Origin of the sequence: Actinoplanes subglobosus (assembly GCF_042650585.1) — a bacterium.
In the GTDB taxonomy this organism is placed as follows: domain Bacteria; phylum Actinomycetota; class Actinomycetes; order Mycobacteriales; family Micromonosporaceae; genus Actinoplanes; species Actinoplanes subglobosus.
Genome location: NZ_JBHSBL010000006.1, coordinates 383933 through 407277 on the forward strand (window position 1 = coordinate 383933; position 23345 = coordinate 407277).

General features: G+C 70.2%; 23 protein-coding genes. 19 read left to right on the forward strand and 4 right to left on the reverse strand.

What is annotated here, in order from left to right:
* The first annotated feature begins 47 nt into the window (after window positions 1-47).
* The 4 genes from ACFO0C_RS07960 to ACFO0C_RS07975 all read left to right on the forward strand — a co-directional run bounded on the left by ACFO0C_RS07960 (window position 48) and on the right by ACFO0C_RS07975 (window position 5675).
* Window positions 48-959, forward strand: a complete 912-nt coding sequence (locus tag ACFO0C_RS07960; RefSeq protein WP_378065896.1) for an ADP-ribosylglycohydrolase family protein — start codon at window positions 48-50, stop codon at window positions 957-959.
* A gap of 53 nt (window positions 960-1012) precedes the next feature.
* Complete coding sequence (gene thrS, locus ACFO0C_RS07965) at window positions 1013-3010, forward strand: threonine--tRNA ligase (RefSeq protein WP_378065897.1); 1998 nt, start codon at window positions 1013-1015, stop codon at window positions 3008-3010.
* Window positions 3011-3113: 103 nt separating this feature from the next.
* On the forward strand, window positions 3114-5147 hold the full coding sequence (locus ACFO0C_RS07970) for a diguanylate cyclase domain-containing protein (protein WP_378065898.1): 2034 nt from the start codon (window positions 3114-3116) through the stop codon (window positions 5145-5147).
* Between the two features lie 72 nt (window positions 5148-5219).
* Window positions 5220-5675: an HIT family protein gene (locus tag ACFO0C_RS07975; RefSeq protein WP_378066080.1), complete on the forward strand. Its 456-nt coding sequence runs from the start codon at window positions 5220-5222 to the stop codon at window positions 5673-5675.
* On the opposite strand, the gene ACFO0C_RS07980 is transcribed toward ACFO0C_RS07975, so the two are convergent.
* Complete coding sequence (locus tag ACFO0C_RS07980; protein ID WP_378065899.1) at window positions 5625-6233, reverse strand: TetR/AcrR family transcriptional regulator; 609 nt, start codon at window positions 6231-6233, stop codon at window positions 5625-5627. The two genes, ACFO0C_RS07975 and ACFO0C_RS07980, sit on opposite strands and share 51 nt — an antisense overlap.
* A 54-nt stretch (window positions 6234-6287) precedes the next feature.
* Between ACFO0C_RS07980 and ACFO0C_RS07985 the strand changes: the two genes are divergently transcribed.
* On the forward strand, window positions 6288-7457 hold the full coding sequence (locus tag ACFO0C_RS07985) for an FAD-dependent monooxygenase (protein ID WP_378065900.1): 1170 nt from the start codon (window positions 6288-6290) through the stop codon (window positions 7455-7457).
* Here the strand turns inward: ACFO0C_RS07985 and ACFO0C_RS07990 are convergent.
* On the reverse strand, window positions 7454-9616 hold the full coding sequence (locus tag ACFO0C_RS07990; RefSeq protein ID WP_378065901.1) for an elongation factor G-like protein EF-G2: 2163 nt from the start codon (window positions 9614-9616) through the stop codon (window positions 7454-7456). The genes ACFO0C_RS07985 and ACFO0C_RS07990 overlap by 4 nt on opposite strands.
* 177 nt (window positions 9617-9793) lie before the next feature.
* Here ACFO0C_RS07990 and pgsA point away from each other — a divergent pair, with 177 nt between their 5' ends.
* From pgsA to ACFO0C_RS08010, 4 genes are read left to right on the forward strand one after another with little or no spacing between them, the layout of a single operon-like run.
* Window positions 9794-10414 carry a phosphatidylinositol phosphate synthase gene (gene pgsA / locus ACFO0C_RS07995; RefSeq protein WP_378065902.1) on the forward strand — a complete coding sequence of 207 codons (621 nt, stop codon included), beginning with the start codon at window positions 9794-9796 and terminating at the stop codon, window positions 10412-10414.
* A complete protein-coding gene (locus tag ACFO0C_RS08000; RefSeq protein WP_378065903.1) occupies window positions 10411-11277 on the forward strand; it encodes a phosphatidylinositol mannoside acyltransferase in 867 nt (288 codons plus the stop codon). Before pgsA ends, ACFO0C_RS08000 begins: the two co-directional genes overlap by 4 nt.
* An 8-nt stretch (window positions 11278-11285) precedes the next feature.
* A complete protein-coding gene (locus ACFO0C_RS08005; RefSeq protein WP_378065904.1) occupies window positions 11286-12422 on the forward strand; it encodes a glycosyltransferase family 4 protein in 1137 nt (378 codons plus the stop codon).
* A gap of 30 nt (window positions 12423-12452) precedes the next feature.
* Window positions 12453-13010: a hypothetical protein gene (locus ACFO0C_RS08010; protein WP_378065905.1), complete on the forward strand. Its 558-nt coding sequence runs from the start codon at window positions 12453-12455 to the stop codon at window positions 13008-13010.
* Window positions 13011-13088: 78 nt separating this feature from the next.
* Here the strand turns inward: ACFO0C_RS08010 and pdxS are convergent, their stop codons facing one another.
* Complete coding sequence (pdxS, locus tag ACFO0C_RS08015) at window positions 13089-13985, reverse strand: pyridoxal 5'-phosphate synthase lyase subunit PdxS (RefSeq protein WP_360325349.1); 897 nt, start codon at window positions 13983-13985, stop codon at window positions 13089-13091.
* A gap of 132 nt (window positions 13986-14117) precedes the next feature.
* On the opposite strand from pdxS, the gene pdxT reads away from it, so the two are divergent.
* Genes pdxT through ACFO0C_RS08030 form a run of 3 tightly spaced genes read left to right on the forward strand, consistent with a single transcriptional unit; the run spans window position 14118 to window position 16071 of the window.
* On the forward strand, window positions 14118-14714 hold the full coding sequence (gene pdxT, locus ACFO0C_RS08020) for a pyridoxal 5'-phosphate synthase glutaminase subunit PdxT (protein ID WP_378065906.1): 597 nt from the start codon (window positions 14118-14120) through the stop codon (window positions 14712-14714).
* An 18-nt stretch (window positions 14715-14732) separates the two neighbouring features.
* Window positions 14733-15485, forward strand: a complete 753-nt coding sequence (locus ACFO0C_RS08025) for a YebC/PmpR family DNA-binding transcriptional regulator (RefSeq protein WP_378065907.1) — start codon at window positions 14733-14735, stop codon at window positions 15483-15485.
* Window positions 15486-15516: 31 nt separating this feature from the next.
* Entirely contained in the window at window positions 15517-16071 is a 555-nt protein-coding gene (locus ACFO0C_RS08030; RefSeq protein WP_378065908.1) for a Uma2 family endonuclease, read from the forward strand.
* Here the strand turns inward: ACFO0C_RS08030 and ACFO0C_RS08035 are convergent.
* Window positions 16068-16586, reverse strand: coding sequence for a hypothetical protein (locus tag ACFO0C_RS08035; RefSeq protein ID WP_378065909.1), 519 nt, complete (start codon window positions 16584-16586; stop codon window positions 16068-16070). The genes ACFO0C_RS08030 and ACFO0C_RS08035 overlap by 4 nt on opposite strands.
* Window positions 16587-16687: 101 nt before the next feature.
* Here ACFO0C_RS08035 and ruvC point away from each other — a divergent pair, with 101 nt between their 5' ends.
* From ruvC to ACFO0C_RS08070, 7 genes are all read left to right on the forward strand, one after another.
* Window positions 16688-17215 carry a crossover junction endodeoxyribonuclease RuvC gene (gene ruvC / locus ACFO0C_RS08040; protein ID WP_378065910.1) on the forward strand — a complete coding sequence of 176 codons (528 nt, stop codon included), beginning with the start codon at window positions 16688-16690 and terminating at the stop codon, window positions 17213-17215.
* Window positions 17212-17814 carry a Holliday junction branch migration protein RuvA gene (gene ruvA / locus ACFO0C_RS08045; protein ID WP_378065911.1) on the forward strand — a complete coding sequence of 201 codons (603 nt, stop codon included), beginning with the start codon at window positions 17212-17214 and terminating at the stop codon, window positions 17812-17814. The genes ruvC and ruvA overlap by 4 nt, the downstream gene beginning before the upstream one ends.
* Window positions 17811-18857 (forward strand): Holliday junction branch migration DNA helicase RuvB, encoded by a 1047-nt coding sequence (gene ruvB, locus ACFO0C_RS08050; protein WP_378065912.1) that lies wholly within the window; start codon window positions 17811-17813, stop codon window positions 18855-18857. Before ruvA ends, ruvB begins: the two co-directional genes overlap by 4 nt.
* Before the next feature lie 157 nt (window positions 18858-19014).
* Window positions 19015-19410: a preprotein translocase subunit YajC gene (gene yajC, locus ACFO0C_RS08055; RefSeq protein WP_378065913.1), complete on the forward strand. Its 396-nt coding sequence runs from the start codon at window positions 19015-19017 to the stop codon at window positions 19408-19410.
* Window positions 19411-19573: 163 nt separating this feature from the next.
* The gene (gene secD / locus ACFO0C_RS08060; protein ID WP_378065914.1) at window positions 19574-21490 is read left to right on the forward strand and encodes a protein translocase subunit SecD; all 1917 of its coding nucleotides are present in this window, start codon (window positions 19574-19576) and stop codon (window positions 21488-21490) included.
* Between the two features lies 1 nt (window position 21491).
* Window positions 21492-22661 carry a protein translocase subunit SecF gene (gene secF / locus ACFO0C_RS08065; protein ID WP_378065915.1) on the forward strand — a complete coding sequence of 390 codons (1170 nt, stop codon included), beginning with the start codon at window positions 21492-21494 and terminating at the stop codon, window positions 22659-22661.
* An 81-nt stretch (window positions 22662-22742) separates the two neighbouring features.
* Window positions 22743-23285 carry an adenine phosphoribosyltransferase gene (locus tag ACFO0C_RS08070; protein ID WP_378066081.1) on the forward strand — a complete coding sequence of 181 codons (543 nt, stop codon included), beginning with the start codon at window positions 22743-22745 and terminating at the stop codon, window positions 23283-23285.
* Window positions 23286-23345 lie beyond the last annotated feature (60 nt).

The following is a 23345-nucleotide window of genomic DNA, read 5'->3' on the forward strand; positions in this document are numbered from 1 at the left end:
GAGAGTCTTTAATGACGCTCAGTGATGGAATACGATCCGAAGTACCGATGTCATTCACACTTTTCCCCGGTACCCGTCTGACTCTGGCCCTGGAGAGCCTCGCCGGTCTCAGCGTCGGTGACGCCCTCGGAGCGCAGTACTTCGTGCCCGGCAACGCACCGGGCGACCTCCTCGAGGGCCGTGTCCCGGATCCGCCCTGGCAGTGGACCGACGACACCGAACAGGCCTGTTGCCTGGTGTCCACGCTGGCCGAGGGCGACTTCGACCGGGACGCCTTCGCCGAGCTGCTGGCCGAGCGGTTCGAGCCCTATCGCGGCTACGGTCCCGGCGCGGTCGTCATGCTCCGCGAGATCCGCGAGGGCCTGCCATGGCCGATCGCCGCGGCCGCGGCGTTCAACGGGCAGGGCTCCTGCGGAAACGGAGCGGCGATGCGGGCCGCACCGCTGGGCGCCTGGCATGCGGATTCCCTGGCCCATGCGGCGATTCAGGGGGTACGGGCCGCCGAGGTCACCCACGCGCACCCGGAGGGCCTGGCGGGTGGCGTGGCGGTGTCGGTGGCCGCCGCGTTCGCCGCCGCCGCGCGTCTCAACGGGCACCGCCCCGACCCCGGTCAGATGCTGCTCGCCGCAGCCGCGCACACGGCGCCGGGCGTGGTCCGCGACGGGCTGACCACCCCGGTACGCGGTGGTGTCGCCGAGGCGGCCGAGCGGCTGGGCAACGGCTCCCAGGCGACCGCGCAGGACACCGTTCCGTTCGCCCTCTGGGTCGCCGACCGCTACCTGGACGACTTCCCGGCGGCCGTGGCGGCGTGCGTGGTGGCCGGCGGTGACGTGGACACCACCGCGGCGATCGCCGGGGGAGTCGTGGCGGCGTACACCGGGATCGACGGCATCCCCGGTGACTGGCTCGCCCGCCGGGAGCCGCTTCCGGCGTGGCTGGCCGCCGGGAGCGGGGCCTGATCCGCAGGCGGATAGCATCAGGGCGACTCATCACCGTCTGAATGGAGATCACCGTGTCTGCACCCCGTACACCCGCCGTGGCCGACCCACTAGTCGTCCCGGCCGGGACTACGGCGGCCGACGCGGTGGCCGCCGCCGGGCTCCCGGCGCACGGGCCGAAGGCGGTCGTCGTGGTCCGTGAGGCCGACGGCCGGCTGCGCGACCTCGCCTGGTCGCCGGCCGCCGACACCGAGGTGACCCCGGTCGCGATCGACACCCCGGACGGGCTCGACGTGCTGCGCCACTCCACCGCGCACGTGCTGGCCCAGGCCGTGCAGGACGTGTTCCCCGAGGCGAAGCTGGGCATCGGCCCGCCGATCCGGGACGGTTTCTACTACGACTTCGACGTGGAGAAGCCGTTCCAGCCCGACGACCTGGCGAAGCTCGAGAAGCGGATGCAGGAGATCGTCAAGGCCGGGCAGACCTTCCACCGCCGGGAGTACGGCACGCTCGACGAGGCGAAGGCGGAGCTGAAGGCTGAGCCGTTCAAGCTCGAACTGGTCGACATCAAGGGCGACGTGGACGCGGAGGCCGCCGCGGTCGGCGCCGGCGAGCTGACCCACTACGACAACGTCGACAAGGACGGCAACCGGGTCTGGGGCGACCTGTGCCGCGGCCCGCACCTGCCGTCGACCCGGCTCATCCCGGCCTTCAAGCTGATGCGCTCGGCCGCGGCGTACTGGCGGGGCAGTGAGAAGAACCCGCAGCTGCAGCGGATCTACGGGACGGCGTGGCCGTCGCGGGACGAGCTCAAGGCGTACCTCACCCGTCTCGCCGAGGCCGAGCGCCGGGATCACCGCAAGCTGGGCACCGAGCTGGACCTCTTCTCCTTCCCCGACGAGATCGGGTCGGGTCTGGTGGTCTTCCACCCGAAGGGTGGCGTGATCAAGCGCGAGATGGAGGACTACGTCCGCGCCCGCCACATCGAGGAGGGCTTCCAGTACGTCGGCTCGCCGCACATCACCAAGGAGGGCCTGTTCCACACCTCGGGCCACCTGCCGTACTACAAGGACACCATGTTCCCCCCGATGGAGCTGGAGGGGGCGAACTACTACCTCAAGGCGATGAACTGCCCGATGCACAACCTGATCTTCAGGTCGCGCGGGCGGTCCTACCGTGAGCTGCCGATGCGCCTGTTCGAGTTCGGCACGGTGTACCGGTACGAGAAGTCCGGTGTGGTGCACGGCCTGACCCGGGTGCGCGGCCTGACCCAGGACGACTCGCACTCGTACGTGACGGCCGAGCAGGCGCCGGGCGAGATCAAGCACCTGCTGAACTTCGTCCGGTCGTTGCTCGACGACTTCGGCCTGGACGACTACTACCTGGAGCTGTCGACCCGCGACCCGGACAGCTCGAAGTTCATCGGCACCGACGAGCAGTGGGAGAAGGCCACCAGGGTCCTGGCCGACGTGGCCACCGAGTCCGGCCTGGAGCTGGTGATGGACCCGGGTGGCGCGGCGTTCTACGGCCCGAAGATCAGCGTGCAGGCGAAGGACGCGATCGGGCGTACGTGGCAGATGTCGACCATCCAGTACGACTTCAACCAGCCCGCCGGGTTCGGTCTGGAGTACCAGGCGGCCGACGGCACCCGGCAGGAGCCGGTGATGATCCACTCGGCGAAGTTCGGCTCGATCGAGCGGTTCTTCGGCGTGCTGGTCGAGCACTACGCGGGCGCGTTCCCGGCGTGGCTGGCGCCGGTGCAGGTGGTCGGCATCCCGATCCGTGACGACCACGCCGACTACCTGGCCGAGTTCGTGGCCAAGCTGAAGAAGGAAGGCATCCGGGCCGAGGTCGACTACTCGACCGACCGGATGCAGAAGAAGATCCGGACCGCGCAGCAGCAGAAGATCCCGTTCATGGCGATCGCCGGCGACGACGACGTCAACGGTGGCACGGTGTCGTTCCGCTACCGGGACGGCTCGCAGCGCAACGGTGTCACCCTCGACGAGGCCGTCGTGCACGTCGTCGAGGTGGTCCGCTCCCGGGTCAACACGGGGCCGTCGGCCGCCTGATCCGGCCCCACCCGCATCGGGTTTCCCCTCAGCTCGCAGGCTGTCCTTCCGACCGTCAGGCCGAGACGCCGGACGGCGTCTCGGCGGCGGGACGGGAGGATCGATGCGTTACCGGACACCACCGGTCGCCACGGCCGCCCTCACCCTGTCCGGGATCTGGGTGGTCCTGCACCTGACCGGTGCCGGTGGCTGGCAGTTCCAGTTCTACGGATACCGGGTCTGTGCCCCGCTGTTGCTGCTGGCCACCGCGTGGGTGGCCGGGCGGACCGGGTGGCTGGCCGCCGGCCGGGGCGCACGCCGGTTCTCGGCTCTGGTCGCGGCCTCCAACGTCACGATGACGGCCGGTTCGGCGATCGCCCTGGTCCAGGCGGTGACGACCGGGGCGGCCGTCTATCCCACCGATAACCCGGTGATCCAGGTGCTCGACCTGGTGGCGCTGCTGTTCACGCTCGCCGCGCTGCTCAGCGTGCCGGTCCGGGTCCGGTGGTCGGCCAGTGGCGTGCGGCTCGGGCTGGACATGGCCGTCGTGCTGGTCACCGCGGTCCTGTTCTGCTGGTACTTCTTCGTCCATCCGGCGTTCGGGGCCACCGACGGCACCTTCGTCCCGGTGGTCGTCCTGATCCGTACCTGCGGATTGCTGGTCGCGGTCTTCGCGGTGCTCCGGCTGGTGCTCGGCGGTGCCGCCGAGGTGAGCCGCCGGGCGCTGATGATCTGGGCCGGCGCCGGCGTCGCGGTCGTCATGGTCACCGTCCTCCAGCGGGTCCTGCCCGGGCAGTACCTGCACATCGCCCTGGCCGCGTGGGCGCTCGCCGTCCACCTGGGGTTGTGGATGACGGTGCTGCAGCACCGGAAGGTGACCGGCCACACCGAGGCGGCCCGTCCGGCGCCGGTGCAGCGGCCGACCAGCCTCACTCCCTACGTGGCGGTGGCCGCGGCGTACGCGCTGCTGGTGACCGGTCTGTTCCGCGGTCTCGACTCCGGGTCGTGGCCGCTGGTGGCCGGGGCGATCCTGCTGACCGGTCTGGTGATGACCCGGCAGTTCATCGGTCTGCGCGACAACGGCCGGCTGGTGGTGCGGATCGACGCCGGCATGCGGGCCCTGCGCGAGGCGATGGAGCGCGAGCAGGTGCTCAGCGACCTGGGCACCGGCCTGCTCACCACCAACGACTCGGCCGAGGCGCACCGGCTGGCCGTCCGGGCCGCGGCCGCCCTGGTCAGCGGGTGTCCCGCGGCGCGGGCCGCGATCATCCGGGTCACCCCGGAGGATCCGGAGAACTGGACGGTGCTGGAGGCGGCCGGGGTGCGGGCCGAGGCGGTCGAGGGCATCCGGCTGCCGGGCGAGTCCGTACCGGACGAGCTGCTGGCCCGGCTCTCCGCCGGGGAGGTGATCGCCGGTCTCGGGCCGACGGCGCTCGGCGTGACCGGTCCGGCGGTGGTCGACGACCGGCCGGTGACGTTGTTCCCGCTGCTCAACGGCACGCGGTTCTTCGGCATCCTGGCCGTGGCGGCGGAGGAGCCGCTGCCCGGCGACGTGATCGAGTCACTGCGGACGCTCCGGACCCAGGTGTCGCTGGCGCTGGACAGTGTGGCGCTGACCGAGGAGCTGACCCGGCGGGCGATGCACGACATGCTCACCGGACTGGGCAACCGGGCGCTGCTCTGGGACCGGATGGCCGCGGCCCTGGCCCGTGCGCGGCGCAGCGGCAAACCGGTCGGGGTGCTGCTGCTGGATCTCAACGGCTTCAAACCGGTCAACGACACGTACGGCCACGACGCCGGCGACACGCTGCTGAAGGTGGTGGCGGAGCGGTTGAAGACGTGTGTGCGCACCGAGGACACGGTGGCCCGGCTGGGCGGCGACGAGTTCGTGGTGCTGACCGAGGACCTGGCCGACGTGGGCGGTGCCCTGGTGGTGGCCGAGCGGGTGGTGCGGGCGCTGGACGAGCCGGTGACCGTCGGCGGGCACGAGCTGCGCACTCCGGCGAGCATCGGGATCGCCCTGACCTACGGTTCCAGCGCCCCCGACGAGGTGCTGCGGGACGCCGACGCCGCGATGTACGTGGCGAAACGGCGGGGCGGTGGCTGTTACCACGTGCACGGAACGGCCACGCCGGAAACCGCGCTCGATTCCGCATAGGATGCGATCGTGGACGAGCGGGCGGGCGCGAGTGGGCCGGACGGGCTGGAGCGACTCTGGACGCCGCACCGGATGGCCTACATCTCCGGGGAGGACCGGCCCGCCGGCTGCCCGTTCTGCCTGGCCCCTTCCCTGCCGGAGGCGGAGACCCTGGTGGTGGCCCGCGGCACGCTGGTCTACGCGGTGCTCAACCTGTATCCGTACAATCCCGGGCACCTGATGGTCTGCCCCTACCGGCACGTGGCCGACTACACCGACCTGACCGAGGAGGAGACCGTCGAGGTGGCGGCCTTCACCCGGACGGCGATGCGGGTGATGCGCGCCGTCAGCACCCCGCACGGTTTCAACCTGGGGATGAACCAGGGGGCCATCGCGGGTGCCGGCATCGCCGCCCACCTGCACCAGCACATCGTGCCGCGGTGGGGTGGCGACGCCAATTTCATGCCGGTGATCGGGCTGACCAAGGTGCTCCCGCAGTTACTCCTCGACACCCGTGACCTGTTGACCAAGGCCTGGCCCGCCGCCTAGCGCGCGGATCCCGGCGACCACCTCCTCCGGCGACGGTGCGGTCGCCGGGTCGGTCAGCCACTGGGTGAGCACGCCGGACATCAGCGCCATCTGCACCGACCCGAGCGACCGGATGGTCTCCACACCGATCTGATCCTCCGGTACGCCGGTGAGCATCGCCGCCATGCCGGAACGGCCGGCCTGCATGCCCTCGGCCATCTGCTCCCGCAGCGCCGGGTTGTGCTCGGCCTGCAGCATCGCCTCGATGCTGGCCAGCCACAGCTGCCGGTCGGCCTGGATGGAGCGGATCACCCGCCGCCAGAACCGCAGCATCGGGTCGTCGCCCGCGTCCTCGTCGGGGTCGGGGGTGGCCAGCACGGTGCCCAGCGCCTCGCCCCACTCCTCGATGGCACTGAGCATCGCGGCGGTCATCAGCGCCTCGGTCGAGCCGTAGTGATAGCCGATGGAGCCCAGGTTGGTGCCGGACAGCGCCACGACGTCGCGTGCCTTGGTGCGCGCCCAACCCTTCTCCAGCAGCGCCTTCTTGGCGCCTTTCAGCAGCTCTTCGCGGTGACCCATGGGCGTGATCCTATCGTCTATACAAAATTATAAGACATCTGTATAGTAACTCTCATGACGATCTCACGGGTACTGATCTCCGGCGCCGGCATCGGTGGTCCGGCTCTCGCCTACTGGCTCACCGGGCGGGGCTTCGAGGTGACCGTCGTGGAGCACGCCGCCGGCCTGCGCGAGGGTGGCTACAAGGTGGACGTGCGTGGCTCGGCCACCGAGGTGCTGCGCCGGATGGGCCTGCTCTCCGCCGCGCAGGCAGCCGACACCGGCATGCAGCGGATCACCTACGTCAAGAGCAACGGTGGCCCGATCGCCACCCTCCCCGCCGACCTGCTGATGGGCCGGCGCGGCGACGACCTGGAGATCATGCGGTGGGATCTGAGCCGCATCCTGCACGACGCCACCGCCGACCGGGCCCGCTACGTGTTCGGCGACTCGATCGCCGCCCTCGATGACGGTCCCGACGGCGTCGACGTCACCTTCGCGTCCGGCGCGACCGGCCGTTTCGACTACGTCGTCGGCGCCGACGGGCTGCACTCGGCGACCCGGCGCAAGGTGATGGGCGAGGTCCCGCTGAGCCACCTCGGCGCCTACATCGCCATCTACACGGTGCCCAACCTGCTCGGCATCGAGCGCGAGGAGATCATGTATTCGCGGCCCGGCCGGCTCGTCTTCGCCTACGCGATGGAGCGTGACCAGCCGGCCCGGGTCGGCCTCACCTTCGCCGCGCCCCGGCTCGACTACGACCGGCACGACGTCGCCGCACAGAAGGCGCTCGTCCGGGAGGCGTTCGACGGCCAGGGGTGGCGGGTCGGCGACTTCCTGTCGGCGATGGACGCCGCCCCCGACTTCTACTTCGACGCGATGAGCCAGGTCGAGCTGCCCCACTGGTCGTCCGGGCGGGTCGCGCTGCTCGGCGACGCCGCCCACTGCCCGGCGCCCGCCTCCGGCCAGGGCACCAGCCTGGCGCTGGCCGGGGCCTACGTGCTGGGCCGGCACCTCGGCACGCCCGGCGGGTTCGCCGCCTACGAGCGCGAGATGCGGCCGTACACGGAGAAGAACCTCGCCTTCGGCCGCAAGATGGCCAAGGACATGGTGCCCGGTGGCCGCCTCGGCATCGCCTTCCGTAACTACGGGATGCGGACCCTGAAATACCACCCGCGCAAGGAGCAGATGATCGACAGGATCCTCGCGCCGATGCACGAGGCGGCCAACGCCATCGCGATCTAACGCGCCGTGGCGTGCTCCTTGCGGACCGCGTCGGCCAGGTGCGGCGGCATCGGCTCGTGCCGGACGTACCTCCTGGTGAACGTGCCGGTGCCGGAGGTGAGGGCGCGCAGCTCCACCACGTACCGCACCAGCTCGGTCGCGGGGACCTCGGCCCGGACCGTGCTCGCCTCGCCCGTACCACCGGATTCGCTGCCCATCGGGCGGCCGCGCCGGCCGGAGAGATCGCTCATCACCGCGCCGACGAACGCCTCCGGGACCTTGACCTCGATCTCGTCGACCGGCTCCAGCAGCGTGATGGCACCCTGCTCGGCGGCGGCCCGCAGAGCCAGCGCACCGGCCGTCTGGAAGGCGGCGTCCGACGAGTCGACGCTGTGCGCCTTGCCGTCGTAGAGCGTCACCTTCAGGTCCACCACCGGATAGCCGGCCGCGATCCCCTTCTCCAGCTGGGCCCGGACACCCTTCTCCACCGACGGGATGTAGTTGTGCGGCACCGCGCCACCGACCACCTTGTCCACGAAGACGAAACCCTCGCCGCGCGGCAGCGGTTCGATCTCGATGTCGCAGACCGCGTACTGACCATGGCCGCCGGACTGCTTGACGTGCCGCCCGTGACCCTTGGCGGTCGAGCCGAACGTCTCGCGCAGCGCCACCTTGACCGGCTCGGTGTCCAGCTCGACGCCACCGGAGCGGAGCCGGTCGAGGACCACGTCGGCGTGTGACTCACCCATCGTCCACAGCACCAGCTGATGGGTCTCCGGGTTGCGCTCCAGGCGCAGCGTCGGGTCGCCGGCGACCAGCCGGGCCAGGTTCTTGGCGAGCGCGTCCTCGTCGGAGCGGGTCTTGGCCACCACGGCGATCGGCAGCAGCGGCTCCGGCATCGTCCACGGCGCCATCAGCAGCGGATTGTCCTTGCCGGACAGGGTGTCGCCGGTCTCCGCGCTGCCCGACTTGGTGATCGCGCAGATGTCGCCGGCGATCGCCTGCGGCACCTCGCGCAGCTGCGCGCCGAGCGGCGAATAGACGTGCGCGACCCGCTCGTCGGCGTCGTGGTCCGGGTGGCCGCGCTCGGCCATGCCGTGCCCGGAGACGTGCAGCGTCTGGTCCGGGCGCAGGGTGCCGGAGAAGACGCGGACCAGCGAGACCCGGCCGACGTGCCGGTCGATCGTGGTCCGCACGACCTCGGCCACCAGCGGGCCGGCCGGGTCGCACTGGATCGGGGACCGCGGTGAGCCGTCCACCCCGGTGACCACCGGCAGATCGTGCTCCAGCGGCGACGGGAAGCCGCTGACCAGCAGATCGAGCAGGGCGTCGAGGCCGACACCGGTGTGCGCGCAGACCGGGACGACGGGGTAGAAGTTGCCGCGCGCGACCGCCTTCTCCAGGTCCGGGATCAGCGCGTCGGTGCTGATCAGCTCACCGCCGATGTAGCGGTCCATGAGGGTCTCGTCCTCGCTCTCGGCGATGATGCCCTCGATCAGCGTGTTCCGGTCGTCGGCGATCGGGTTCAGGTGCTCCTGCTCGGCCTCCCGGGCGACCGGCGGATAGCCCGCCGAGTAGTCCAGCACCCGTAACGTGACCAGGCCGAGAAGGCCCGCGACCGACTGGCCGTCGTCACCGAGCATCGGCTGGAACACCGGCATCACGTTGTCGCCGAACGCCTCCTGGCAGTCCTGGAGCGCCTGGTCGTACTCGGCCCGGGGGTGGTCGAGCCGGGTGATCGCGACGGCGCGCGGCATGCCGACCGCGGCGCACTCCTCCCACAGCGCGACGGTGGAGTCGTCCACACCGTCGACCGCCGAGACCACGAACAGGGCCGCGTCCGCCGCGCGCAGGCCGGCCCGCAGCTCACCGACGAAGTCGGCGAACCCGGGGGTGTCCAAGAGATTGATCTTCACGTCGTCGTGCAGCAGCGGCGCGCAGGCCAGCGCCACCGAACGCTGCTGGCGGATCGCCGCCGGATCGTGGTCGGTCACCGTGGTGCCGTCCGCCACACCGCCGGCCCGCGAGATCGTCCCGGTCGCCGCGAGCAGCGCCTCGACCAGGGTCGTCTTCCCGGAACCGGAGTGGCCCACCAGCACCACGTTGCGAACTCTGCCGGGCTCGGTCACCACCGGCGCACCGGCGCCGGCTAGCCCTTTCTCCGAAGTCTTCTGCGCCATGCCGAGCGCTCCCGTCGTTTCCTGTTTGTTACGCCGCTGTTGTTTGAATCCCACACCCGGCGCGGTAGTGGTCGCAAGGACCTTCAGCCCTCCAAAGGTGCCGGATGGTGACGATACGGCCAACCCGGGGGCCGAGCCGTACCACCGCTGGTCGCACGCCGTTATGGTGAGACAGCCATGGCAAAGATCGTTCAAACAACGGCCCGTGCCGTCGTCTCGTACGGCGTCAACCCGCTCGCCCGTTTCCTGCTCCGGATCGGTGTGTCGCCCAACGCGGTCACCGTCGCCGGCACTGTCGGTGTGCTGATCGGCTCGTACTTCGGTTCGCAGGGACACCTCTTCTGGGGCACCGTGATCGTAACCGCGTTCGCGCTCACCGACGTGCTCGACGGCACAATGGCCCGGATGAGGGGCGGTTCCGGAAAATTCGGGGCGCTCCTCGACTCGTCCATGGACCGGATCGCCGACGGCGCCGTGTTCGGAGCCGTCGTCTACTACCTGGCCACCGAGGGCAATCCCTACGGCGGTGTGGTCGCGACCCTGATCAGCCTCGTTTTCGGTCAGGTCGTGTCGTATGTGAAGGCCCGCGCCGAGAGCCTCGGGCTGAACGCCGACGTCGGCATCGCCGAGCGCCTCGAACGGCTGCTCATCGTCGGCGCCGGCGGCCTGCTCGGTGCCGCCGGACAGGACTGGGGCATGCCCGCCGCGATGTGGGTGCTCGCCGCCCTCGCCGTGATCACCGCCTTCCAGCGCCTCGTCCACGCCGCCAAGACCGAGCCGAAGGTGCCGACAGAGTGAAGGACCGCCTGATCGACCTCGGCTACTCGGCCGGGTGGGGGATCGTCCGCGCGCTGCCGCTGCCGATCGCGAAGAAGCTGTTCCGGGCCGCCGCCGACCGCGCCTACCGGGGCAACGGGCCGGCCACCCAGCGGCTGCGCGGCAACCTGCGCCGGGTCGTCGGCGACGACATGCCGGACACCCTGGTCCGCGACGGGCTGCGGTCCTACGCCAGGTACTGGATGGAGGCGTTCCGCCTGCCGTCGCAGGGCCGGGCCGACTTCCTCAACGGGTTCTTCATGCGCCCGGAGAGCTACCAGAAACTGAAGAAGGGCGCCGCCGACGGCCGCGGCGTGATCCTGGCGCTGCCGCACATGGCCAACTGGGACGTCGCCGGTGCCTGGGTGTGCTCGCACGACTGGCCGCTGATCACGGTCGCCGAACGGCTCAAGCCCGAGTCGCTGTTCGAGCGGTTCCTGGCGTACCGGGAGAAGCTCGGCATGAAGGTGCTGCCGCTCACCGGAGGGCAGCGGCCACCACTCGACGAGCTCGCCGAACACCTGGAGAAAGGCTGGGTGGTCGCCCTCCTCGGCGACCGTGACCTCTCCAGGAGCGGCGTCGAGGTGGAGTTCTTCGGCGGCCGCACCCGGATGCCCGCCGGACCGGCGATCCTCGCCATCCGCACCGGTGCCCCGCTCTACGCCGTCGACCTGTGGTTCGACGAGCATCGCACCACGTCGCTGATGCGCGAGGTCGTCCCGCCCGCCGACGGGCCCCTCGACGAGCGGGTCAAGAAGACCACCCAGATGCTCGCCGACGCGTACGCCGCGGGAATCGCCGACCATCCGCAGGACTGGCACATGCTCCAGAAGCTCTGGCTCTAGGAGGCCCGGTGCGGATCGGGATCGTCTCGCCCTACTCCTTCGACGTCCCCGGCGGTGTGCAGAACCACATCATGGACCTGGCCGAGGCCCTGCTCGAACTCGGCCACGAGGTCAGCGTCCTCGCGCCGGCCGACGACGACGCCGACGTGCCCGCCTATGTGGTGTCCGCCGGACGGGCCGTGCCGCTGCCCTACAACGGTTCGGTCGCGCGGATCTCGTTCGGTCCGATCTCCACGGCCCGGGTCCGGCGCTGGCTCAAACAGGGCGAATTCGACGTGCTGCACGTGCACGAGCCGTTCTCGCCCAGCCTGTCGTTCCTCGCCGTCGTATCCGCCCGAGGGCCGGTCGTCGCCACCTTCCACACCGCGATGACCCGCTCCCGGGCGCTCGCCGGCCTGCAGAACTTCCTCCAGCCGGTGATGGAGAAGATCACCGCCCGGATCGCGGTCAGCGAGCTCGCCCGCAAGGTCCAGGTCGAACACCTCGGCGGTGGCGCGGTCGAGATCCCCAACGGCGTCGCGGTCCGCAAGTTCGCCTCGGCTGCGCCATTGCCCGGATGGCCCGGCGACGGCGGCACCCTCGGTTTCCTCGGGCGTTTCACCGAGCCCCGCAAAGGCTTCCCCCTGCTGCGTACGGCGTACGTCACGCTCGCCCGGCAGCGGCCCGGCCTGCGGCTGCTCGTGGCCGGGCCCGGCGACCGCGACGAGCTGTACGACGACATCCCGAAGGAGCTGCACGACCGGGTCGAGTTCCTGGGCCTCGTCTCCGAGCCGGACAAGGCCCGGATGCTGCGCAGCGTCGACGTCTACGTCGCCCCCAACACCGGCGGTGAGAGCTTCGGCATGATCCTCACCGAGGCGATGGCGGCCGGTGCCACGATCGCCGCCAGCGACCTCGACGCGTTCCGCCGGGTCCTCGACGGTGGCCGGGCCGGAGCCCTCTTCCCCAACGGCGACCAGGCATCTCTCACCCGCCTGCTCGGCGACCTGCTGGATGATCCGGCCCGCCGCGCCGAACTGGCATCGTGCGCCCGGCTCGCCGTCGGCGCGTTCGACTGGCCGAGCGTGGCCAACCGGGTACTCGAGGTGTACGCCACCGCCATCGAAGCCACCGACGGGAGGGTTTTCGACGAGGAGTGGTCCTGACCACTGGTGTCGTCACACTTGGGCACTACGATGCCCGGCATGTGGTGGGTGGTGGGAGTCGTCGTGCTGGCCGCGATCTTCTCGGCGTACCTCGGCTGGACCGCCCAACGGGTGGAGCGCCTGCACACGCGGGCGCAGTCAGCCGAGCGCGCCCTCGACGCGCACCTGATGCGCCGGGCGGCCGCCGCCGCGGTCGTCGCCGAACAGGCCGACACGGTCGAGCTCTACGCCGCCGCCCGCCTGGCCCTCGACGCCGAGCCGGGTGACCGCGAGTCCGCCGAGAACGACCTGACACGCCAGCTCCAGGCCGTCACCCTCGATCCGGCCGACCCGGCGGTCCGCACGTTGATCGCCACCAGCCGCCGGGTCGTCCTGGCCCGCCAGGTCCACACCGACCTGGTCCGCGACGCGTTGAGCGCACGCCGCCGCCTCTTCGTCCGGTTGCTGCGCCTGGCCCGCCGCTACCCCCGCCCGGAGTACTTCGACATCGTCGAGCCGGTCCTGCCCGACCTGCCGCCGCTGCTCCTCCAGGCAGTCCCGACCCCGGCCCCGCCGGCCGAGCCGCCACTCCCGGCCCAGGCCCGCTGACCCGCCACCGGCGGTGGACCGCGACGGTGTGGCGGGGATGGCGAAGGCCCCGCCGGAGCGGGGCCTTCGGGGGCGGGACTACCAGCCGCGCTCGGAGAGACGGTGGGGGACCGGCTCGTCGTCGACGTTGATGCCGACCATGGCCTCGCCGAGGCCCCGGGAGACCTTGGCGATCACGTCCGGGTCGTCGTGGAACGTGGTGGCCTTGACGATCGCGGCGGCGCGCTGGGCCGGGTTGCCGGACTTGAAGATGCCGGAGCCGACGAAGACGCCCTCCGCGCCGAGCTGCATCATCATCGCGGCGTCGGCGGGAGTGGCGATGCCGCCGGCGGTGAACAGGACCACCGGGAGCTTGCCGGCCTCGGCGACCTCCTTGACCAGCTCGTACGGGGCTTGCAGCTCCTTCGCCGCGACGTAGAGCTCGTCCTCCGGCAGGGTCTGCAGGCGGCGGAGCTCGGCGCGGATCTTGCGCATGTGGGTGGTGGCGTTCGACACGTCGCCGGTGCCGGCCTCGCCCTTCGAACGGATCATGGCGGCGCCCTCGGTGATGCGGCGCAGGGCCTCGCCCAGGTTGGTGGCGCCGCAGACGAAGGGCACGGTGAACTGCCACTTGTCGATGTGGTTCGCGAAGTCGGCCGGGGACAGCACCTCGGACTCGTCGACGTAGTCGACACCCAGCGACTGGAGCACCTGCGCCTCGACGAAGTGGCCGATCCGGGCCTTGGCCATCACCGGGATGGAGACCGTGTTGATGATGTTCTCGATCATGTCGGGGTCGGACATGCGGGAGATGCCGCCCTGCGCCCGGATGTCGGCGGGGACGCGCTCCAGCGCCATGACCGCGACGGCGCCCGCGTCCTCGGCGATCTTCGCCTGCTCGGCGTTGACCACGTCCATGATCACGCCGCCCTTGAGCATCTCCGCCATGCCGCGCTTGACGCGGGCGGTTCCGATGGCGGGCTGGTTCTCAGACATGGGGATTCGGCTCCTCGTGCGGTTTGTCGGATGAACGGGATCGTACGAACTCGTCACGTGCGTTCCGATAGCCAATCGGCCCCACGGTGGCCTGCTTTACCCCGCCCGGCCACGGCTTCCTATTGTTGGGCCGTGAACATCGGAGTGCTGGCCCTCCAGGGCGACGTGCGTGAACACCTGACCGCGCTGGCCGAGTCGGACGTGCTGGCGCGTCCGGTCCGGCGTCCCGAGGAGCTCGCCGACGTCGACGGGCTGGTGATCCCGGGCGGTGAGTCGACGGCGATCAGCAAGCTCGCGGTCACGTTCGGGCTCCTCGACCCGATCCGCAAGCGGATCGCCGACGGCATGCCGGTGTACGGGTCCTGCGCCGGCATGATCATGCTGGCCGCGACCGTGCTCGACGGCCGTGCGGACCAGGAGTCCTTCCATGGCATCGACATGACGGTGCGCCGCAACGCGTTCGGCCGGCAGGTCGATTCGTTCGAGGCCTCGGTCGAGATCGAGGACATCGAGGGCGGCCCGTTCCACGCCGTCTTCATCCGCGCCCCGTGGGTCGAGGAGACCGGCCGCGACGTGCGGGTGCTGGGGCGCGTGGCTGAGGGGACCGCCGCCGGTAGGATTGTGGCCGTTCGGCAGGGGAACCTGCTCGCCACGGCTTTCCACCCGGAGCTCACCGGCGACCTTCGTGTCCATCGGTACTTCGTCGAGATGGTCCGCCAGGCCCTTTGATCACAGCGGAGGTTACGCATGTCCGGCCACTCCAAGTGGGCGACGACCAAGCACAAGAAGGCCGTCATCGACGCCAAGCGCGGCAAGATGTTCGCCAAGCTGATCAAGAACATCGAGGTCGCGGCCCGGACCGGTGGTGGTGACCCGGCCGGTAACCCCACGCTCTACGACGCCATCCAGAAGGCGAAGAAGTCGTCGGTCCCGAACGACAACATCACCAACGCGGTCAAGCGGGGTTCCGGTGCCGAGGCGGGCGGCGCCGACTGGCAGTCGTTCATGTATGAGGGTTACGGCCCGAACGGCGTCGCCATCCTGATCGAGTGCCTCACCGACAACCGGAACCGGGCGGCCACCGAGGTGCGCACCCGGCTCACCCGCAACCACGGCTCGTTCGCCGACGCGGGTTCGGTGACGTTCCTGTTCAACCGCAAGGGCGTGGTGATCGTCCCGAAGGCCGGCTCCAGCGAGGACGACGTGATGCTCGCCGTCCTCGACGCCGGCGCCGAGGAGGTCAACGACCTGGGCGATGCGTTCGAGGTGGTCAGCGAGCCGAACGACCTGGTCAAGGTACGGACCGCGTTGCAGGGTGCGGGTATCGACTACGACTCGGCCGAGTCGTCGCTGGTGCCGACGATGACCGTCCCGCTCGATGAGGACGCGGCCCGCAAGGTGCTCAAGTTGATCGACGTCCTCGAGGACTGCGACGACGTCCAGAACATCTACTCGAACGCCGACATCTCGGATGAGGTCCTGGCGGCTATTGACGAGTGACATGATGTCCAAGGACTAGTAGGGTGAGGGGGTGACCGTGTTGACCGAGCCAGGTTTTCGCCTGCCCCCGCTCGAGGACATCGATGTCGAGGATCTCGCCGCCCTGCCCAACGAGTACCGGTATGAACTGCACGTCGGGAACCTCGTTGTCATGACGCCGTCCAGCTTCTGGCACAAGGACATGGCGGGGCGTCTCTACTTCATGCTTCGTGTGGCCGGTCTCCGCGTCTTCCAGGATCCTGGAGTGCGTGGAGCCCGGCCGCGTGACTGCCGGCTGCCGGACGTCGGAGTGGTGACCGGGCTGCCACCCGGCACGGTCGGATATTCGAATCTGGCGCCGTCTTACTTCAGCCTGGTTGTCGAGGTTGTTTCGAAGAACTCACCCAACGGTGAGTTCGTGGCGAAGAGGCTTTGGTATGCCGAGCACGGCATACCTGAGTACTGGATCGTCGAAGAAACCCCGGACCACCGGGACGATGACGGGGTGGTTACGATCCTGCGGCTGGACGAGACCGGCGACGAGCCGGACTACGTCGAGGTGCGGTCGCTGCTCCTCTCCGAACTCGAAGCGGAGTACCGGCGCTAGGCGGGGTCGACGCCGAGCCAAGTGATGTACTGGACAATCACGGCCAGGAGCAGGATGCTGCCGATCACGTAACGGAGCAGGCGGCGCCACTGGGATCTCAGGTAGGCGTGTACCCAGGCGATCTCCGCGTCGGCCAGTGCGTCCAGGCCGGCTCTGGTCGTACCCCCGATGATCTCGGCCTTGCGTAAGGCCAGGCTGCCGCCCTCGGAGAAGACCGGGACCACCGGATCCGGCGGCCGTAGGACGCGGACCTCGACCTCGTAGACCTGATCGTCGCGCCACTGGGCGGTCCGGGCCGTCAGCCGCTGCCGCATGTGACTTTCGGTGATCCCGAGGAGGCGGAGGCGCCGCCACCGGCCGGCCAGGTCGGTGAGCACGGCCAGGTAGATCTGCTCGGCCACCGGCGCGCCACCGACCAGCCGGGTGGCCTCGGCGCGCAGCCCGGGAGCGTGCAGGGTGACGAAGGCGACGTAGTCCGGTGGCGGCTCGTCGTCCATCGGCGGAATCAGGTGCATGACCGGCCTCCCGGACTCCATCGTCGAGGCGTGTCGGCGAAGGCCGCAAGAGGCTCGCGTATTAGGGTGTCGAACACACGTTCGCGAGGGGGAGGCAGTCTGTGCGGGTGCTCGGCATCGATCCGGGGCTGACGAGATGCGGCGTCGGCGTCGTCGAGGGGATGCCGGGGCGGCCGGGCAAGCTGATCGGCTACACCGTCGTGCGTAGCGACCCCGACGAGGACATCTCCCAGCGTCTGCTGCATCTGGACCGGACGCTGGCCACCCTCGTCGAGCAGTACGAGCCGGAGAGCGTCGCCGTCGAGCGGGTGTTCGCGCAGCACAACGCCCGGACGGTGATGGGCACGGCGCAGGCCAGCGGAGTGGCGATCCTGGCCGGCGCGCGGGCCGGGCTCCCCGTCCAGACGTATACGCCGAGTGAGGTCAAAGCGGCCGTCACCGGCTCCGGCACCGCCGACAAGGTGCAGGTCACCGCTATGGTGACCCGGTTGCTGAAACTGGCCGAGCCGCCGAGACCGGCGGATGCGGCCGATGCCATCGCCATCGCCATCTGCCACATCTGGCGCGGGGGCACCCGCGCTCGTCTACAAGCCGCGGCAGTGGCCGCCGCCCGCAGGAGCAGCCGATGATCGCCAGCGTGCGCGGTGTGGTCACCGCGATCCTCCACGACAGCGCCGTGGTCGAGGTGGGTGGTGTCGGCATGCGGGTCCTCTGCACGCCGGGCACGCTCGCCGGGCTGCGTACCGGCACCGAGGCGCGGCTCGCCACGACGCTCATCGTCCGCGAGGACTCGCTGACCCTGTTCGGCTTCGCCGACGAGGACGAGAAACAGCTCTTCGAGCTGCTCCTGACGGCCAACGGTGTCGGGCCGCGGATCGCGCAGGCGGTTCTCGCGGTTCATCAACCCGATGTGGTACGTCGTGCGCTCGCCGGTGGTGAGGTCGCGGTTCTGACCGCCGTCCCGGGTATCGGCAAGCGCGGCGCCGAGAAGATGATCGTCGAGCTCAAGGACAAGATCGGCCCGATCGGGCTGGGCGGGACCGGGTCGGCCGGCCTGCTCAGCGGCGGCTGGCAGGAGCAGGTCCGGCAGGGTGTGCTGGCGCTCGGCTGGACGGCGTCGCAGGCCGATCAGGCGGTGGCCGCGGTCACCGAGACGATCGACGGTGAGACGCCGCCGGTGCCGGTGCTGCTGCGCCAGGCGATCCGCCTGCTGGGCAAGACCCGATGAGCGAGGAACTCGTCTCGCCGGAGCCGTTCGACGAGGAGCTGGACGCGGAGGCCAGTGTCCGGCCGCGCCGGCTGGCCGACTTCATCGCCCAGCACCGGGTCCGTGACCAGCTGGAGCTGCTGCTCAAGGCCTCGATGGGCCGGGGCACACCACCCGATCACATCCTGCTGTCCGGCCCGCCCGGCCTCGGTAAGACGACGCTGGCCAACATCGTGGCCGCCGAGCTGGGGACCGGTATCCGTACGACGAGTGGCCCGGTGATCGAGCGTTCCGGCGACCTGGCCGCGATCCTGACCGGCCTGGCCCCCGGCGACGTGCTCTTCATCGACGAGATCCACCGGATCGCGAAACCGGCCGAGGAGCTGCTCTACAGCGCCATGGAGGACTTCCGGGTCGACGTGGTGGTCGGCAAGGGGCCGGGCGCGACGGCGATCCCGCTGGACGTGGAGCCGTTCACCCTGGTCGGTGCGACCACGCGGGCCGGTCTGCTGTCGGGGCCGATGCGTGACCGGTTCGGTTTCGTCGCGCATCTCGACTTCTACTCGCACGAGGATCTCGACGCGCTGCTGCACCGGTCGGCCCGGATCCTCGGGGTGCAGATCACGCCGGAGGGGTCGGCGGAGATCGCCCGCCGGTCCCGGGGCACACCGCGTATCGCGAACCGGCTGCTGCGCCGGGTGCGTGACTTCGCGGAGGTGCGGGCCGACGGGGTGGTGACCGAGGAGGTGTCGAAGGCGGCACTTCAGGTTTACGACGTCGACGCTCTCGGCCTGGACCGGTTGGACCGGGCGGTGCTGCGCGCGCTGATCGACTCGTTCAAGGGCGGTCCGGTCGGTCTGTCCACACTCGCTGTAGCGGTCGGCGAACAGTCCGACACGGTCGAGGAGGTCTGCGAGCCGTTCCTGGTCAGGGCCGGATTGCTGGCCCGGACCCCGCGGGGCCGGGTCGCCACCGAGGCCGGCTGGGCCCATCTGGGTAGGACTCCGCCTACGGACGGTCGCCATGGCGTGTTCCAGGGTGACCTGTTCGCCCGGGACGCGTGATCCGCGCAACTTATCCCTCGTGATGTGAACGTGACGTGTGCCGCATTCGTTATCTCCAGGTTGACCTATTAGACTCGCCGCCGTTCCATCCGGATTCGCATATCGCCGCGGCGCCCGCCCACCCGTTGCGCCGGCGGCTGACGGAAGGCCTTTTTTCGTGCGTGAGGCAAGCTATGCCCAAGCCGCCGGCGGCGGCGGTGATTTCTCGTTCTTCCTGATCATCGCGCTGTTCTTCGCCGTCTTCTACTTCTTCATGATCCGTCCGCAGCAGAAGCGGCGCCGTGAGGCGCAGGACATGCAGAACACGCTCGGTCCGGGCGACCAGATCGTGACGATCGGCGGCCTGCACGGCACCGTCACCGGCGTGGCCGACGGCGAGGTCCTTCTGGAGATCTCGCCCGGCGTCGAGGTGCGTTTCGCGCGTCCGGCGATCGCCAAGGTCGTTCAGAAGTCCGGCGAGGTCATTCCGGAGCCCGACGGTCCCGCGCCCGACGCGGAAACCGACGTGGACGAGCCGGAGAGCCCCGTCACCGAGACCCGCAAGCAGGACTGAACCGCATTTCCCCGTACGCACCGGATCCGTTGAGGTATCAACGGGCCGGTGCGTCAGCCCGCCGTTCGACAGTCGACGGCCGGTCACAGACAGATGGTGCCGCGCCGTGCGCGGCCGGAACACAGGGAGACCAAAAGCCGTGGCACGACCACCACAGGGACAAATGCATCCTGGACGCCAACTCGGCGTGCTCGGTCTGGTCTTCGCAGTCCTCTATCTGCTCGTCTTCTTCGCCGCCGGCGCGTCGGGCAGCTGGAAGGACCGGCTGGAGCCGAAGCTGGGCCTCGACCTGATCGGCGGCACCCAGGCCACCTACATCGCGTCGCAGGCCGGCGGCACGCCCGCGCCGGACGCCATGGAGAAGGCCCGCGAGATCATCCAGAGCCGCGTGGACGCGCTCGGTGTCTCCGAGGCCGAGGTCGTCATCCAGGGCAACGACACCATCGTCGTGTCGCTCGCCGGTGAGGCCAAGGAGCAGCTGAAGAGCCTCGGCCAGGCCGCGAACATGCGGTTCCGCCTGATGACCGCGGTGACCGGCGACGTGTCGGCCGCCGCGATCAACCCGCCGAGCCCGACCCCGAGCGCCTCGGCGAGCGGCAGCGCCGCCCCGTCCGGGTCGCCGTCGGTCAAGCCGTCGGCCGGCGCCAGCGGTGCCGCCCCGGCGGTCTCCTCGTCGCCGTCGACCGGTGGCCAGGGCGGCGGCATGCTCGCGCCGAGCCCGAGCGTCACCCCGTCGGCCGAGCCGTCCGCGGCGGCCCCGGCGGCGTCCGCGTCGGCCGCCGCCGCCGCTCCGGCTCCGGTCACGCCCGACGTCAACGCGCAGCGTGAGGCGATCGCGAAGAAGGTGGGCGCGGCCTGGGCCGCGGCCGAGAAGCTGACCGCGCCGGTGGACCTGACCACCGACCCGGAGGCGGGCCTGCCCTTCAAGGCGTTCGGGTCGCTGACCGGCGAAGAGGTCAACGCTCTCGACCCGAAGATGCAGTTCAACGTGCCGACGATCGGCTGTGAGCAGCTGGAGCAGCGGCCCAACGGTGCGATCGACGACATCAGCCGGGAGGTCGTCGCCTGCTACCAGGGCGCCAAGGTGACGCTGGACAAGGCCGAGGTCGTCGGTGACGACATCAGCGAGGCCGCCCCGCAGCTCGACAGCACCACCGGTCAGTGGGTCGTCTCGCTCGACTTCAAGAGCGAGGGCCAGAAGAAGTGGGCCGCCCTGACCCGTAAGGCCTTCCAGGCCACCGCCACCGAGCCCTGCTACATCGCGGCCAGCGCGTTCGGCTCCTCGGGGGAGACGCACTGCTCCGTCGCCGTGGTGCTGGACAAGACGGTCATCTCCGCGCCGCAGATCCAGGCCGTCCTGACCGGCCAGTCGCAGATCACCGGTGACTTCGACGCGGCGAGTGCCAAGGAGCTGGCCGACCAGCTGAACTTCGGCGCGATCCCGGTGACGTTCACGCCGGGCCCGGCCCAGACGATCACCGCGACCGTCGGTGACCAGCAGCTGGAGGCTGGTCTGCTCGCCGCCGCGATCGGCCTCGGCCTGGTGGCGATCTACGCGTTCTTCTACTACCGCATGCTCGGCCTGGTCATCTTCCTGAGCCTGGGCCTGTCCGCGCTGCTCACCTTCGGCGCCCTGGTCTTCCTGGGCCGCTCGATCGGCTTCACCCTGACGCTGGCCGGCATCGTCGGTTTCATCGTCTCGCTCGGTGTGGCGGCGGACTCGTTCGTCATCTACTTCGAGCGCCTCAAGGACGAGATCCACGAGGGCCGGAGCCCGCGCAGCGCGGTCCCGCGGGCGTGGCACCGGGCCCGGCGCACGATCATCTCGGCGAACGCCATCACGATCATGTGTGCCGTGGTTCTCTACATCGTGTCGATCGGCCAGGTGCAGGGCCTCGCCTTCGCGCTCGGTCTCTCGACCGTGCTCGACCTGGTCGTGGTGTTCCTGTTCCGTCACCCGATCATGACGATGCTCGCCAGCACCAAGGCGTTCCTGTCGCCCAGGGTCAGCGGCCTCGGTCGCGTCCTGCGCAGCAGCCAGACCGAGGAGTCCGTCTCCTCGCGCGTGAAGGAGGCCTGACATGGCCAATTCCTCGAGTCTCGCCAACCGCCTGTACCGTGGCGAGGCGAACATCAACATCGTCGGCCGCCGGAAGATGTGGTTCTCGATCGCCGCGGTGCTCGTGCTGATCGCGATCGGCAGCTTCTTCATCCGGAGCTTCCACCTGGGCATCGAGTTCGCCGGTGGCAGTGAGTTCTCGGTCCCGGCGCAGGTCGCCGGGAAGACCCTCACGCAGACCGAGGTCTTCGACGCGGTCAAGACCGCGGTCCAGGCGGTGGAGCCGGAAGCGCAGGTCAACGCCGCGCAGCAGGTCGGCTCCGGCAGTGAGGCCAACTTCAAGGTCCGGTCGGCCGCGCTCAGCCCGTCCGAGATGACCGAGGTCAAGGCGGCCCTCGCGACCGACCTGGGCGTCGCCGAGAGCGACATCAGCGACCAGCAGGTCTCCTCGGCCTGGGGCGGCGCGGTCATCAACAAGGCACTGCTCGGCCTGGCGATCTTCCTGGTGCTGGTGACCGCCTACCTGGTGGTCACCTTCGAGTGGCGGATGGCCGTGGCGGCGCTCGCGTCGCTGTTGCTCGACCTGCTCGTCACCGCGGGCGTCTACTCGCTGGTCGGGTTCGAGGTCACGCCGTACACGGTGATCGGCTTCCTGACGATTCTCGGTTACGCGCTGTACGACGTGGTCGTCGTCTTCGACAAGGTCCGGGAGAACACCCGGGGAATCACCGGCGGCAGCACCCGGACGTACTCCGAGGCCACGAACCTCGCGGTGAACCAGACCCTGATGCGCTCGCTGAACACCGGTCTGGTGGCGCTGCTGCCGGTCGGTGGCGTGCTGTTCATCGGTGCCGGCCTGCTGGGCGCGGGCACGCTGAAGGACCTGGGCCTGGTGCTCTTCGTCGGTATGGGTGTCGGCGTCATCTCGTCGATCGTGTTCGCCGCGCCGGTGCTGAGCTACCTGAAGGACCAGGAGCCGCGGATCAAGTCGCACAACGCCCGTGTGCTGGCCCGCCGGGCGCAGCGCTCGGAGGACGTGGCGGCCGGTGGCGAGCGTTCCCGCTCGGGTAACCGGACCGCGTCGGACGAGGTTCCGGCGTTCGCCGGTGGCACCACCCCGCGGCCGGGCGCCCGCCCGGTGGCCAAGCGGCAGGGCGGGGCCGGCAACCGGCCCGGTGGCAAGCGCCGCTGAGTTCTCCCATGCTGGGCAACGGCCCGCCGCCCCGAGGGGGTGGCGGGCCGTTCCATTAGGCTGTCCGCCGTGAGTAGCGAGATGACCGGCGACAGCGGCCCGGAGATGGCGGCGCTGGTCGCCGGCGGCACTGTCGACGTGCTGGACTTCCCGAAACCGGGCATCGTCTTCAAGGACCTGATGCCGTTCTTCGGTGACGGGCCGACGTTCCGCAAGGTGATCGACGGCATCGTCGACCACTACGGCGCCGGGTCGTTCGACGTGGTGGCCGGGGTCGAGGCCCGCGGCTTCGTGATGGCGGCGGCGATCGCCTATGCCACCGGCACCGGTGTGGTCCCGGTCCGTAAGGCGGGCAAGCTGCCGCGGCCGGCCTTCTCCGCCTCCTACGGGCTGGAGTACGGCGAGGCCACCCTGGAGGTCAGCGAGGGCGCTTTCGTGGCCGGACAGCGCGTTCTGGTGGTCGACGACGTCCTCGCCACGGGCGGCACCGCGGGTGCGACGATGGACCTGGTCGAGCAGGCCGGCGGCGTGATCGCCGGGTTCACCGTGCTGATGGAGCTGGGTTTCCTGGACGGCCGGGAGCGGCTCAGCCCCCGCAAGGTACACGCGCTGTTGACCGTTTGATCCGTCTTCGATGTTATTCGCCCGGTGGGACCTGCTTATTCGTAGGTTCGGCCGGGGTAT

Coding starts and splice junctions, on each gene's coding strand:
- ACFO0C_RS07960 (WP_378065896.1), top strand. CDS start 48: ATGTCATTCACACTTTTCCCCGGTACCCGTCTGACTCTGGCCCTGGAG.
- ACFO0C_RS07970 (WP_378065898.1), top strand. CDS start 3,114: ATGCGTTACCGGACACCACCGGTCGCCACGGCCGCCCTCACCCTGTCC.
- ACFO0C_RS07975 (WP_378066080.1), top strand. CDS start 5,220: ATGGCCTACATCTCCGGGGAGGACCGGCCCGCCGGCTGCCCGTTCTGC.
- ACFO0C_RS07980 (WP_378065899.1), bottom strand. CDS start 6,233: ATGGGTCACCGCGAAGAGCTGCTGAAAGGCGCCAAGAAGGCGCTGCTG.
- ACFO0C_RS07985 (WP_378065900.1), top strand. CDS start 6,288: ATGACGATCTCACGGGTACTGATCTCCGGCGCCGGCATCGGTGGTCCG.
- ACFO0C_RS07990 (WP_378065901.1), bottom strand. CDS start 9,616: ATGGCGCAGAAGACTTCGGAGAAAGGGCTAGCCGGCGCCGGTGCGCCG.
- pgsA (WP_378065902.1), top strand. CDS start 9,794: ATGGCAAAGATCGTTCAAACAACGGCCCGTGCCGTCGTCTCGTACGGC.
- ACFO0C_RS08010 (WP_378065905.1), top strand. CDS start 12,453: ATGCCCGGCATGTGGTGGGTGGTGGGAGTCGTCGTGCTGGCCGCGATC.
- pdxS (WP_360325349.1), bottom strand. CDS start 13,985: ATGTCTGAGAACCAGCCCGCCATCGGAACCGCCCGCGTCAAGCGCGGC.
- ACFO0C_RS08025 (WP_378065907.1), top strand. CDS start 14,733: ATGTCCGGCCACTCCAAGTGGGCGACGACCAAGCACAAGAAGGCCGTC.
- ACFO0C_RS08035 (WP_378065909.1), bottom strand. CDS start 16,586: ATGCACCTGATTCCGCCGATGGACGACGAGCCGCCACCGGACTACGTC.
- ruvA (WP_378065911.1), top strand. CDS start 17,212: ATGATCGCCAGCGTGCGCGGTGTGGTCACCGCGATCCTCCACGACAGC.
- ruvB (WP_378065912.1), top strand. CDS start 17,811: ATGAGCGAGGAACTCGTCTCGCCGGAGCCGTTCGACGAGGAGCTGGAC.
- secD (WP_378065914.1), top strand. CDS start 19,574: ATGCATCCTGGACGCCAACTCGGCGTGCTCGGTCTGGTCTTCGCAGTC.
- secF (WP_378065915.1), top strand. CDS start 21,492: ATGGCCAATTCCTCGAGTCTCGCCAACCGCCTGTACCGTGGCGAGGCG.
- ACFO0C_RS08070 (WP_378066081.1), top strand. CDS start 22,743: ATGACCGGCGACAGCGGCCCGGAGATGGCGGCGCTGGTCGCCGGCGGC.